General features: G+C 73.0%; 9 protein-coding genes. 8 read left to right on the top strand and 1 reads right to left on the bottom strand.

Going from position 1 to position 12,618, the window contains the following annotated elements:
* Positions 1–108 precede the first annotated feature (108 nt).
* The gene (asnB, locus tag PROPJV5_RS05630) at positions 109–2,007 is read right to left on the bottom strand and encodes an asparagine synthase (glutamine-hydrolyzing) (RefSeq protein WP_119715589.1); all 1,899 of its coding nucleotides are present in this window, start codon (positions 2,005–2,007) and stop codon (positions 109–111) included.
* Positions 2,008–2,477: 470 nt separating this feature from the next.
* Here asnB and PROPJV5_RS05625 point away from each other — a divergent pair, with 470 nt between their 5' ends.
* The 8 genes from PROPJV5_RS05625 (at position 2,478) to hemL (ending at position 12,617) form a co-directional block, all read left to right on the top strand.
* Positions 2,478–3,728 (top strand): glutamyl-tRNA reductase, encoded by a 1,251-nt coding sequence (locus PROPJV5_RS05625; protein ID WP_119715377.1) that lies wholly within the window; start codon positions 2,478–2,480, stop codon positions 3,726–3,728.
* Positions 3,725–4,642: a hydroxymethylbilane synthase gene (gene hemC, locus PROPJV5_RS05620; protein WP_119715376.1), complete on the top strand. Its 918-nt coding sequence runs from the start codon at positions 3,725–3,727 to the stop codon at positions 4,640–4,642. The genes PROPJV5_RS05625 and hemC overlap by 4 nt, the downstream gene beginning before the upstream one ends.
* Positions 4,639–6,549 (top strand): uroporphyrinogen decarboxylase, encoded by a 1,911-nt coding sequence (hemE, locus tag PROPJV5_RS05615; RefSeq protein WP_119715375.1) that lies wholly within the window; start codon positions 4,639–4,641, stop codon positions 6,547–6,549. Before hemC ends, hemE begins: the two co-directional genes overlap by 4 nt.
* 2 nt (positions 6,550–6,551) lie before the next feature.
* A complete protein-coding gene (locus PROPJV5_RS05610; RefSeq protein WP_119715374.1) occupies positions 6,552–7,715 on the top strand; it encodes a TIGR04053 family radical SAM/SPASM domain-containing protein in 1,164 nt (387 codons plus the stop codon).
* On the top strand, positions 7,712–9,214 hold the full coding sequence (gene hemG / locus PROPJV5_RS05605; protein ID WP_119715373.1) for a protoporphyrinogen oxidase: 1,503 nt from the start codon (positions 7,712–7,714) through the stop codon (positions 9,212–9,214). The genes PROPJV5_RS05610 and hemG overlap by 4 nt, the downstream gene beginning before the upstream one ends.
* A complete protein-coding gene (gene hemH / locus PROPJV5_RS05600; RefSeq protein WP_182858588.1) occupies positions 9,211–10,245 on the top strand; it encodes a ferrochelatase in 1,035 nt (344 codons plus the stop codon). The genes hemG and hemH overlap by 4 nt, the downstream gene beginning before the upstream one ends.
* Positions 10,242–11,228 carry a porphobilinogen synthase gene (hemB, locus tag PROPJV5_RS05595; protein WP_119715371.1) on the top strand — a complete coding sequence of 329 codons (987 nt, stop codon included), beginning with the start codon at positions 10,242–10,244 and terminating at the stop codon, positions 11,226–11,228. Before hemH ends, hemB begins: the two co-directional genes overlap by 4 nt.
* An 81-nt stretch (positions 11,229–11,309) precedes the next feature.
* Positions 11,310–12,617, top strand: coding sequence for a glutamate-1-semialdehyde 2,1-aminomutase (gene hemL / locus PROPJV5_RS05590; RefSeq protein ID WP_119715370.1), 1,308 nt, complete (start codon positions 11,310–11,312; stop codon positions 12,615–12,617).
* Position 12,618 lies beyond the last annotated feature (1 nt).

Genomic DNA, 12,618 nt, shown 5'->3' with positions numbered 1-12,618 from the left:
CAGGCCCGGCCGGCCGCGGGTGGTCTCTGCCCGGGGGATAGCGGGGCGGTTCGGTGCGGGCGCACCGCCCTGGCGGGCGGCGGCCGTTGGGTCGTCCGCGGTGCGGGTTCACAGCCGTACCGGGTACTCGGGGCGCGGCACCTCGGGGGTGATGGTGCCGGCGACGAAGATGTCGTACCAGAGCATGAAGCAGACGATCGTCCACACCCGGCGAGAGTGGTCGGCGACCCCGGCGCGGTGCTCGTCGAGCAGTTTCATGGCGGCCTGCGGGTCGATGAACTCGTCGGTGGGGGAGTTCGTGATGATGTCGCGCGCCCAGGCGTAGGAGTCGCCCTTGAGGTAGACGCGGGTCGGCACCGGGAAGCCGAGCTTGCGGCGGTGCAGCACGTGGGCCGGCACGATCCGCTCCAGCGCCTTGCGCATGGCGTACTTGGTGGTGTTCTCGGCCAGCTTCTCGCTCATCGGGATGTGCCGGGCCACCTCGAAGACCTCCTTGTCGAGGAACGGCACCCGCAGCTCCAGCGAGTTCGCCATCGTCATCCGGTCGGCCTTGACGAGGATGTCGCCGCGCAGCCAGCTGAACAGGTCGACGTGCTGCATGCGCTGCACCGGGTCCCAGCCCTGCGAGAGCGCGTAGGCGGGGTCGGTGACGTCGTGGAAACTGATCGACGGGTCGTAGCTGCGCAGCAGGCCCGGCAGCTGGTCCTCGCGGAAGATGCGGGCGTTGCCGTAGTAGCGGTCCTCCAGCCGCAGTGCGCCACGCCGCAGCATGTCCTTGCCGCGCATGCCGTTCGGCAGCACCCGGCTGACCGCGCCGAGACCGCGGCGCAGGCCGGCCGGCAGCTTCTCGAACGGGGCCAGCGAGACGGGCTCGTGGTAGATCGTGTAGCCGCCGAAGAACTCGTCGGCCCCCTCGCCCGACAGCACCACCTTGACGTGCTTGCGAGCCTCGTTGGCGACGAAGTACAGCGGCACCAGGGCCGGATCGGCGACCGGGTCGTCGAGGTACCAGATGATGAGCGGCAGGGTCCTGGTGAGTTCCTCCTCGGTGACCCAGCGGGTGACGTGCTCGACGCCGATGGCCTTCGCGGACTCGTCGGCGACGTCGTTCTCGGAGTAGCCCTCGGCCTTGAACGCGGCGGTGAAGGTGAGCAGGTCGGGGTTGTAGCGCTTGGCCAGGGCGGCGATCGCCGTCGAGTCGATGCCGCCGGACAGGAACGAGCCGACGGTCACGTCGGCGCGCATGTGCTTGGCGACCGAGTCGTCGAGCACGGCGGCGATCCGGTCGTAGAGGTCCTCCTGGGCCTGGACGCCGGTGACCGGTTTCGAGTCGAAGACCGGATGGAAGTAGCGGGTCTGCTCGAAGCGGCCGTCCTCGATCGTGAAGGAGCAGCCGGACTCGATCTTGGTGAGCCTGGCGTCCAGGGACTCCGGTTCGGGCGCGTACTGCAGGACGAGGTAGTGCTGCAGGGCGCGGGTGTTCACCTCGGCAGTGCCGGTGAGCTCGCGCAGGCTCTTGGCCTCGGAGCTGAAGGCGAAGCCGTCCTCGGTGGTGGCGGTGTACAGCGGCTTGATGCCGAACCAGTCGCGGGCGCCGAAGGCCTTCTTCTCCTTGGCGTCCCAGATGACGAAGGCGAACATGCCCCGCAGCCGGGAGACCCAGGCGGCGCCGTGGTAGTGGTAACCGGCGACGATGGCCTCGCCGTCGCCCTCGGTGCGGAAGACGGCTCCGTCGTCGGCGGCCAGTTCGTCGCGCAGCTCGAGGTAGTTGTAGATCTCGCCGTTGAAGACCATCCAGTAGCGGTCCGGCTCCTCGGGGGTGCCCCAGCGCAGCGGCTGCCCGGAGTTCTCGATGTCGATGATCGACAGCCGGTTGAAGCCCATCACGACCCGGTCGTCGTGCCAGATCTCGGTGTCATCGGGGCCGCGGTGGCGCTGCTGGACCATTCCCGCCCGCACCTGGTCGACGCGCTCGGCGCGCAGGGTGCCGGTGGAGATGAACGTCATGAAACCGCACACGAGATGATGCCTTCCTTGCCGGGATCGGCGGCGCCGGGGAGTAGGCCGCTTCCCCAAGTATGGCCGATGCGGATGCCCGGTGCGGGCGCGGCGCCCGCGGGGAGGCCCCCGCCGCCGGGGGGCGGGCGTCGAGGGGCCGGGGCGCTCCTCGGTCGGCGGCCGCGCCCCCGCGCGGCGGTGTTACCGACTGGCAGGTCGGGGACCGAGTCCGTCACGGCTGCCGCGCACCCGCGGGCGGCGCCAGGGACCGGCCGGGCTGGGCGCGCCCCGGCCGGCGCCCCGGGCCTCCTGCCTGCCGCAGTGGGGCGGCCCCCGGGACGGGACCCGCGAAACGGCAATCATTCGATACAGCCGAGGGCATAATTCAGGACCATTTCTGCCCGTAAACTGCATGTGCGACGTAATGTCCCCATTTTTGGGACTCACGTTCTCGTCATGTCAAGGCCTAATATGCCTTCGTGCGCATCCAAGTCATCGGGGTGGATCACCAGACCGCCCCTCTGGCGGCTCTGGCCACACTGTCCGACGGTGGCGGGGAGCTCTCCCGTGTCCTCATGTCCCGGCAGGCCGAGGTGGCCGGGGCGGTTCTGCTGTCCACGTGCAACCGGTTCGAACTGATCTGCGACACCGACAACCGGCTCGGCGCCGAGCAGTTGCGCACCCAGCTCGCCGACCTGGCCCGCGAGCTCGTCCCCGACGTCGACGAGCGGGCCCTCGCCGGCCTGCGCACGGCCACCGGCGAGGACGCCGTGCAGCACGTCTTCGAGGTGGCCTCGGGCATGCGCGCCGCCGTCATCGGCGACAAGCAGGTCGCCGGGCAGCTGCGTCGCGCCTATGAGCTCGCCTCCGAACGCGGCCAGTGCACCGGCCGCCTCCACCGCCTCTTCCACGACGCCCTGACCAGCTCCCGCGCCGTCGCCAGCCGCACCTCGCTGGGCGCCGCCGGCCGCTCCGTCGCCGGAGTCGGCCTCGACATGGCCGAACTGCCCGGCGGCCTGCGCGGCAAGAGGGTGCTCTTGGTGGGCACCGGCGCCTTCGCCCGCGTCGTGTTCGCCGAACTCGGCACGCGCCGCTCCGGCCGGGTCTTCTGCTGGTCGGCCTCGGGCCGCGCCGAGCAGTTCGCGGCCCACCACGACGTCGTCCCCCTGGGAGACTCGGAATTCGCCGACGGCGTCGCGGCCGCCGACCTCATCGTCACCTGCAGCGGGGCCGGTACCGCGCTGAGCGCCGAGGCCCTGCTGGCCGGGCGCCCCGAACTGGCCGGGCCCGGGTCCTTCCCCATCGTCGACCTCTCCCTCGGCGGCGACCTCGCCGAGGACGCCAGGGCCCTGCCCGGCGTTCGCCTCATCACCCTGGAACAGGTGCGCGACAAGGCGGACGAGGCCCAGCGTGATGTCATCGAGCAGGCCCAGCAGGTCGTCGACCAGGGTGTCGCCAGGCACCTCGACAAGGAACGCTCGCGCGGCGCCGACCCGGCCATCGCCGCGATGCGCTCCGAGGTGGGCGTCCTCGTCGACCGCGAGATAGCCCGGGTGCGGGCCCGCGAGTCGGCGGAGGTCTGCGCGGTCGTCGAACGCTCGCTGCGCCACCTGACCGGCGTCATGCTCCACACCCCCACGGTCCGCGGCAGCCAGCTCGCCGAGGAGGGGCGCCTCGACGAGTTCTTCACGGCCCTCGACGTGCTGCTCGGGATCGAGGTCGACGAATGAGCCACGGGCCCCGGACCGAGCCGCTGCGCATCGGCACGCGCGGCTCCAGGCTGGCCGTCGCGCAGACCCTGACGGTCGCCGAGATGATCGAGGACGCCACCGGCGGCGTGGCCGAACTCGTCCGCGTGCGCACCGAGGGCGACGACCTGTCCATCCCGCTGTCGGCCCCGCCCCGGCCCGGCGCCTTCGCCGCCCGGCTGCGCGACGTGCTGTCGGCCGGTGACGTCGACGTCGCCGTTCACTCCTTCAAGGACCTGCCGTTCGCGCCCGAACCCGGCCTGCGCGTCGTGGCCGTGCCCCGGCGCGCCAGCGCCCTCGACGCCCTCGTCAGCCGCGACCGGCTGGGTCTTGCCGAGCTGCCCGCCGGCGCCCGGGTCGGCACGTCGAGCCCCCGCCGCGCCGCCGCGCTGCTGCGCGCCCGCCCCGACCTCGAGATCGTCCCGATCCGCGGCAACGTCGACACCCGGGTGCGCAAGGTCCGCACCGGCGAGGTGGACGCCGCCGTCCTGGCCGCCGCTGGGCTGCAACGCATCGACCGCGGCGAGGAGATCACCGCGCCCATCGACCCCGCCGTCATCGTCCCCGCACCGGCCCAGGGGGCCCTGGCCGTCGAGATGCGGGCCGACCACCCGATGGCCGATGCGGTGGGGGCCATCGACGACGCCGACACCCGCCTGCGCGTCACCGCCGAACGCCAGGTGCTCACCGGCGTCCAGGCCACCTGCACCACGGCCGTCGGCGCCCTCAGCGAACTCGACGGCCGCACGCTGCGGCTCGTCGCCGACCTGTCCGGCCACCTCGGTGTCGACTACGCCCGCGTCGAGGTCAGCGCCGAACTCGGCGACGACCCCCTCGCCGACGCCGTCGCGCTCGGCCGGCGGGCCGCGTCAGAACTGCTGGCAGGTGCCCGGTGAACGCCCCCGACCGCAGGCCGGTGCTGCTCGTCCGCCCCGACGGCAACGAGCGGGACGCCGCCGCGCTCGACACCCACGGCATCGCCAGCAGCATCGATCCCTACCTGCAGACCCGCGCCTGCGACGACCCGATGCCGGCCCGCCGCCTGGTGGGGCTGCTCTCGGCCGCCGGCGCCCAGGCGGTCCTCGTCATCACCTCGCCCCGCACCTGGGGTCATCTCGAGTCCGCGGCCGGCGCAGCCCCCCTGGAGCGCGCCGCGGCCACCGCACTCAACCAGGGCCTGCGCGTGTTCGCCACCGGCCGCGGCACCCTCGACACCCTGCCCGAGGCCCTGGCCGCCCGCGCAGAGACCGCGCCCAATGCGAAAGCCCTCGTCGCGCTGCTCAACGACACCGTCCTGCCGCAGATCCGCGCCCTGCCCATGCCCGTCGTCGAGGCCCTGGCCATCCTGCCCGGCAGCCTGATCGCCCGCGCCGAACTGCCCGAGGGCCTGCGCGCCGGCGGCTGGCGGGTCCTGCAGCTGCCCGTCTACACCACCGACAGCAGACCCGACACCCCCACCAGCGTCGGTGCCCTGGCCTGCGGCGCCCACTCGGCGGTGCTGCTGCGCTCCTCGAGCGCGGCCCGCGCCCTGGCCCGGTTCGCCGGGCCGGAGGGCATCGGCGCCGGCACCCGCGTCCTCGGCGCCGGCCCCACGACCAGCGCCACCGCCCGCGACCTGGGCCTGGACGTGATCGAGTGCACCTGCACCGAGCCCACCGCCCTGGCAGCCGAGGTCGCCCGCGTCCTCGGCGCCCCCGACACCGGATGGCGGGACGGGGGAGAGGCCCCTGACGAACTGGGCCCCGACCACCCGAGCCGGAGCCCCGGCGTCGCGAACAGCCCGCTGCTGAGGGCCGCCCGGGGCGAACGCCCCGAGCGCACGCCCGTGTGGTTCATGCGCCAGGCCGGCCGCTCCCTGCCCGAGTACCGTGCGGCCCGCGAGGGCATCGGGATGCTCGAGAGCTGCCTGAACCCACCGCTGGCCGCCGAGCTGACCCTGCAGCCCGTGCGCCGCTACGGCGTGGACGCCGCGATCTTCTACTCCGACATCATGGTGCCGCTGAAACTGGCCGGCCTCGGCGTCGACATCGTCCCCGGCGTCGGGCCCGTCCTCGACCACCCGGTGCGCACCGCCGCCGACGTCGACGCCCTGCCCGAACTCCCCGACGAGGCCCTCGACCCCATCCGCGAGGCGGTGCGCCTGGCCGTCGCCGAACTCGGCGACGTCCCGCTCATCGGCTTCGCCGGAGCCCCCTACACGGTGGCGTCCTACCTCGTCGAGGGCGGTCCCTCGGCCACCCACGAGCACACCAGGGCCCTCATGCGCACCAGTCCCGAGGTCTTCGACCGCCTGCTCGACTGGGTGGCCCGCGCCGACACCGCCTTTCTGCGCGCCCAGGTGCTGTCCGGCGCCAGCGCCGTCCAGCTGTTCGACTCGTGGGCCGGCCGGCTGTCCGAGGCCGACTACCTCGTCCACGCCCAGCCGGCGTCCGGCCGGGTGCTGCGGGCGATCGGCCGGTTCGGCGTCCCGCGCATCCACTTCGGCACCGGCACCGCCGCCCTGCTGCGTGCCATGCGCGACGCCGGCGCCGACGTCATGGGCGTGGCCGCCGACCTCACGCTCGCCCGGGCCAACGACCTGCTCGGCGGCCGCACCGTGCTGCAGGGCAACCTCGACCCGGCCCTGCTGTCCGGCCCCGTCGAGGCCATCGATGCCGCCCTGGAGCAGATCCTCACCGAGGGGCGCCTGGCCCCCGCCCACATCGTCAACCTGGCGCACGGGGTCCCCAAGGACGCGGACCCGCAGGTGCTCGCACACATCGTCGACGTCGTGCACGACGCCGGCGCGGAGAAAGGGGAATGATCATGTCGCGACCCGCTGGGATCGGTTCGGTCAAGCCAGTCGACTGGGCCTACGACCGCGCCCCCATGATCATCTACTGGGAACTGACCACGGCGTGCGGGCTGGCCTGCCGGCACTGCCGGGCGAGCGCCCAGCTCGAGCCGCCCCCCGGCGAACTCACCCACGACGAGGCGCTGCACATCCTCGACCAGGTGGCCGACTTCGGCAGCCCCATGCCGCACGTCATCATGACCGGCGGCGACCCGATGCGCCGCTTCGACCTGGACGAACTCATCGCCGAGGCGCGCAACCGGGGCATCGGCGTCTCGCTGTCCCCGGCCGTCACCCCGCTGCTCACCAAGCAGCGGATCGCCGACATGGCGGCCCTCGGCGTGCAGGCCATGTCCCTGTCCCTCGACGGCTCCACGCCCGAGCACCACGACGGCGTGCGGCAGGTGCCCGGCACCTTCGAGGCGACCCTGCAGGCCCTGGCCGACGCCAACGAGGTCGGCATGCCCATGCAGATCAACACGCTCGTCACCGACACCACGGTCGCCGACCTGGAGGACATCTACGAGCTGCTCAAGGGCTACAAGCTCTTCCAGTGGAGCCTGTTCTTCCTCATCTCGGTGGGCCGCGGCGCCCAGCTGCGCGAGATGACCCCCGGCGACGCCGAACGCACCCTCATCGAGTGGAACAAGCGCCGCCCCGATGCGCCCTTCCGCATCAAGACCACCGAGGCCATGCAGTACCGGCGCATCATCGCGCAGCGGCTGCTGCGGGCCGGCCAGACCGAGGAGCAGATCATCAACTCCCCGGCCTCGCGCGGCTTCGGCATCCGCGACGGCAACGGCATCATGTTCATCTCCCACCTCGGCGAGGTGATGCCCTCGGGCTTCCTGCCGACCAGCGTCGGCAACGTGCGCGACCGCTCGATCGTCGAGCTGTACCGCGACACCGAACTCATGCGGGCCCTGCGCCGCCCCGACGGTTTCAAGGGCGACTGCGGCATCTGCGAGTTCAACAGGTGGTGCGGTGGCTCCCGGGCCCGCGCCTACGCGTGGACCGGCGACCCCCTCGAGTCCGACCCGCTGTGCCCCTACAAGCCGGCCGCGGCCAAGGCGGGCGTCCACACCCAGCACCCGGGGACGAGCCAGTCGCCCGCGGTGAGCGGGGCCACGGCATGAGCCAGGGGACGCCCGGGGACTGTCCGGGCCCGCGCCTGGTCGTCGTCGGCGGCGGCCTCACGGGCCTGTCCGCGGCCTGGCAGGGCGTCTGCCGCGGCGCCCGGGTCACCGTGCTGGAGGCCTCCGACCGCCTCGGCGGCAAGGTCCGCACGATCCGCCGCGACGGCTTCGTCATCGAGACCGGCCCCGACAGCTACGTCGCCTACAAGCCGGCCCTGACCCGGCTGCTGGATGAGCTCGGCATCGCCGACGAGGTCATCGCCCCCGGCGACGCCCGCCGCGTGGCGCTGCTGTCGCGCGGCGCGCTGCGCCCGATGCCGGCCGGCATGGGCATGGTGCTGCCCACCAGGCTGTGGCCGTTCGTCACCACTGGCGTGCTCAGCTGGCCCGACAAGATCCGCGCCGGCCTCGACCTGTTCATGCCCCGCCGACTCCGCGACGGCACCGACGTCTCCATCGGCGCCTTCCTGCGCTCCCGCCTGGGCGACGGCATCGTCGACCGCTACGCCGAGGTCATGGTCGGCGGCATCTACGGCGCCGCCATCGACGAACTGAGCCTCGACGCGGTGCTCCCGTCACTGCGGCAGAACGAGCAGGACCACCGCTCCCTCATGCTCGCCTCACTCGCCCAGGGCCGCAGGGCGCGCGCCGCGGCCGGCCACGCGGCCCCCGGAGCCACCTGCTCGCCGTTCCGCTCCCTCTCCGGCGGCCTCGGCCGCGTCATCGAGGTGCTCGCCGACCGGCTCACCGCGCGCGGCGCCGAGCTGCGGACGGGGGCGACCGTCGCCCGCCTCACCGGGGCGGGCGTCGAACTGGCCGACGGCGAGTTCGTGGCGGCCGACGCCGTCGTCCTGGCCGGCGGCGCCGCCTGCTCCGCCCAGCTGCTCGCCGAGGCCGCCCCGGCCGCCGCCGCGGCCCTCGACGAGATCCCGCTGGCCTCCACCACCGTCGTCTCGCTCGGCCTGAAGGCCGGCGACTTCGACCGGCCGCCCGACTCGCAGGGCTGGCTCGTCGCCGACCCGGGCCCCATCAGCGGTGTGACGACCAGCTCGGTGAAGTACGCCGGGCGCGCCCCCGACGGGCAGGTGCTCGTCCGCGTCTTCGTCCCCAGCAAGCGCGGACCGCTCACCGATGCCCCCGACGACCGGCTGCTCGCCGCGGTCCTCGACCACGTGCGCCCGCTGCTCGGCGTGCACGGCGACCCCACCCTCACGCGCATCGACCGCTGGCACGCGGTGATGCCCAAGTACACGGTCGGCCACCTCGACCGTGCCGCCACCGTCGACGGCGAACTCGCCCGGCACCACCCCACCTGGGCGGTCGCCGGCTCCGCGCTGCACGGCGTGGGCCTGCCCGAATGCGTCGCCGACGGCCGCCGCCGCGCCGACGCCGTACTCGACGCCGCGGCCTCCCGGCGATCCTCCGAGGCGCCCGCCGCAGGAGAAGCGCATCCACGCAACCCCGGGGTCATCCCCGCCAACGAAGGAGTCATGAGATGAGCACCCACTACGACGCCCTGATCGTCATGGGCTTCGGCGGCCCGACGTCGATGGACCAGGTCGAGCCCTTCCTCAAGCACATCACCGGCGGACGCATCACTGCCGAGCGGATGGCCAAGGTGAGCGAGCACTACGCCCACTTCGGCGGCGTGAGCCCCCTCAACGGGCAGAACCAGAAACTCGCCAACGACGTGGCCGCCCGCCTACGCGACAAGGGCATCGACGTGCCGGTCTACCTCACCCACGCCCACGTGGCCCCGTTCCCCGAGCAGACGCTCGCGCAGATCGTCGCCGACGGCCACGAACGCGCCCTGGTGCTCGTGCCCGCCGCCTACCCCTCGTACGTGGGCTGCCGCTCCTACCGCGAGGCGCTCGCCGCGGCGACCCCCGTCGACGACGAGGGGCGCCCCAGGCTCGAGATCGCCAAGATCAACCCGTTCTACGACATGCCCGCCTTCGTCGACGCCCAGATCGGCCTGCTCGAGCCCGTCGTGCGCGCCCACCCGGACGCGAAGCTGCTGTTCACCACCCACTCGCTGCCGACCGGACTGTCCGAGACCTCCGGCGTCGGCGGCGACGGCTACCTCAAGCAGCACCACCGGGTCATCGACCAGATCCTCGCCGGGCTCGCCAACAAGGGCCTGAGGCCCGACTGGCAGCTGTGCTACACCTCCCAGGGCGGCGCACCCGGCGACACCTGGCTGACCCCCGACGTCAACGACGTCATCGACGAGCTGGCCACCCAGGGCGTCAAGGAGGTCATCGCGGTGTCGATCGGTTTCCTGTCCGACCACATGGAGGTCATCTGGGACCTCGACAACGAGGCCGCCCAGACCGCCAGGGGCCACGGCATGGGCTTCTACCGGGTGCCGACCGTCGCCAACGAGCCGGTCTTCCTCGACGGCCTCGCCGAGCTCGTCGCCCGCGGACTTGCCGGCGAGGACCGCAGGGGCGACGATGACTGCGGCGGTGAGGACTGCTGCCCCAACCCGGGTGGCGCAGTGCCCGCCGTCAGGGGAGTCACTCCGTGAACGAGAGCCGTTACCGCATCGTCCAGCGCCCGCGCCGCCTGCGCCGCACCCCGGCCGTGCGCGACTTGGTGGCCGAGACGCGCCTGCACCCGGCCGACCTCATCGAGCCGATGTTCGTCGTCGAGGGGCTGGACGCCCCGCGCGAGATCGCCTCGATGCCCGGGGTGCGCCAGCACACGAAGGCCTCGCTGCAGCGGGCCGTGCACGAGGCGGCCGACGCCGGGGTCGGCGCGGTCATGCTGTTCGGCACCCCGGCCGTGCGCGACCCGCAGGGCTCGCAGGCCTGGAACCCCGACGGGGTGCTGGCCAACGCGGTGCGCTGGGCCGTCGAGGCCGAGCCGGGCATGCCGGTCATCGCCGACGTCTGCCTCGACGAGTTCACCGACCACGGGCACTGCGGCGTCCTGACCCCCGACGGGCGGGTCGACAACGACGCGACGCTGCCGTTGTACGCGAAGATGTCGGTGGTGCTCGCCGAGGCGGGCGCCACGATGCTCGGCCCCTCGGGCATGATGGACGGCCAGATCGGCGTGATCCGTGAGGCCCTCGACGCGGCCGGACACACCGACACGATCCTCATGGCCTACTCGGCCAAGTACGCGTCCGGCTTCTTCGGGCCCTTCCGCGAGGCCGTCGACTCCCAGCTCACCGGCGACCGGCGCGCCTACCAGCAGGACCCGGCCAACGCCGTCGAGGGGCTGCGCGAGATCGAGCTCGACCTGGCCGAGGGCGCCGACATCGTCATGGTCAAGCCCGCCCTGCCCTACCTCGACGTGCTGAACCGGGCCACCCGGGTCTCGAACGTGCCGGTGGCCGCCTACGTGGTCTCCGGCGAGTACGCGATGATCGAGTTCGCCGCCAGGGCCGGCGCCCTCGACCGGCAGCGCTGCATCATGGAGGCCCTCACCGGCGTCAAACGCGCCGGGGCGTCGATGATCATCAACTACTGGGCCACCGAGGTGGCCCGCTGGCTGGCCGGCTGAGCCCGGCGTGCTGGCCGCAGCGAATACACTGCCGCCGTGCGCCCGGCCCGTGCGCACGGCGGTCGACCGTGAGGAGCCCCGATGACCCGTAGTGAGAAACTGTTCGCGCAAGCCCGCGAGGTGATGCCCGGCGGCGTCTCGAGCCCGGTGCGGGCCTTCGGCCGCGTGGGCGGCACGCCCGTGTTCGCGGCGTCGGGGCGGGGCAGCCGGATCACCGACGTCGACGGCAGGGATTACCTCGACCTCGTGAACAGCTGGGGCCCGCTCATCGTCGGCTACTCGCACCCGGCGGTCGTCGAGGCAGTGCAGGCCGAGGTGGCCCGCGCGACGAGTTTCGGGGCGAGCAGCGAGATCGAGCTGCGTCTGGCGCAGAAGGTCGTCGAGCGGATGGCCGGGGCCGTTGAGAAGATCCGTTTCACCTGCTCGGGCACCGAGGCCGTCATGACGGCCGCCCGCATTGCCCGCGGCGCGACGGGCAGGCCGCTGCTGGTGAAGTTCGTCGGCTGCTACCACGGCCACGCCGACTCGTTCCTCGTGGCGGCCGGCTCCGGCGTGGCGAGCCTGGGCCTGCCCGACTCGCCCGGCGTGCCCGCCGAGATCGCCGCCGACACGCTGACGGTGCCGTACGGCAGGCTCGACCTGGTCGAGCAGGTCTTCGCCGAGCGCGGCGACGAGATCGCCGCCGTCGTCACCGAGTCGGTGCCGGCGAACATGGGTGTCATCGTGCCGCCCGAGGGGTTCAACAAGGGGCTGTACGAGATCGCGCACCGTCACGGGGCGCTGCTGATCCAGGACGAGGTGCTGGCCGGCTTCCGGGTGAGCCCCACCGGCGGCTGGGGCCTGCAGGGCCGGCGCGAGGGCTGGACGCCCGACCTGTTCACCTTCGGCAAGGTGATCGGCGGCGGCATGCCGCTCGCCGCGGTCGGCGGGCGCGCCGAGCTGATGGACCAGCTGGCGCCGGTCGGCCCGATCTACCAGGCCGGGACCCTGTCGGGGAACCCGGCGGCGTGCGCGGCCGGCCTGGCCACCCTGGAACTCATGGACGAGGCCGCCTACCAGCGGCTCTACCGCATCGCCGACCAGGTGTCCGGCATCGTGTCGGCGGCCCTCGACCGCGAGGGCGTCGCCCACCGACTCAACAAGGTGACGAGCCTGTTCAGCTTCTTCCTCACCGGCCAGCCGGTGGTCGATTTCGACTCGGCCGCCCGGCAGGACCACGAGGCCTTCGCCCGCTTCTTCCACGCCGCACTCGACGAGGGCATCTGGCTGCCCCCGAGCGGCTTCGAGGCCTGGTTCTGCTCGACCGCGGTCACCGACGACGACCTGGCGCACCTGGAACGGGCCATGGCGGTCGCGGCGCGCGCCGCAGCCGGGGCAGACACCGCGTAAC

The organism is Propionibacterium ruminifibrarum (assembly GCF_900289195.1).
Lineage (GTDB): Bacteria > Actinomycetota > Actinomycetes > Propionibacteriales > Propionibacteriaceae > Propionibacterium > Propionibacterium ruminifibrarum.
The sequence above is the reverse complement of the archived record's forward strand: the minus strand, read 5'-3'. Positions and strand labels throughout refer to the sequence as shown.

Coding starts and splice junctions, on each gene's coding strand:
- hemH (WP_182858588.1), top strand. CDS start 9,211: ATGAGCACCCACTACGACGCCCTGATCGTCATGGGCTTCGGCGGCCCG.
- hemG (WP_119715373.1), top strand. CDS start 7,712: ATGAGCCAGGGGACGCCCGGGGACTGTCCGGGCCCGCGCCTGGTCGTC.
- hemC (WP_119715376.1), top strand. CDS start 3,725: ATGAGCCACGGGCCCCGGACCGAGCCGCTGCGCATCGGCACGCGCGGC.
- hemL (WP_119715370.1), top strand. CDS start 11,310: ATGACCCGTAGTGAGAAACTGTTCGCGCAAGCCCGCGAGGTGATGCCC.
- asnB (WP_119715589.1), bottom strand. CDS start 2,007: ATGACGTTCATCTCCACCGGCACCCTGCGCGCCGAGCGCGTCGACCAG.
- PROPJV5_RS05610 (WP_119715374.1), top strand. CDS start 6,552: ATGTCGCGACCCGCTGGGATCGGTTCGGTCAAGCCAGTCGACTGGGCC.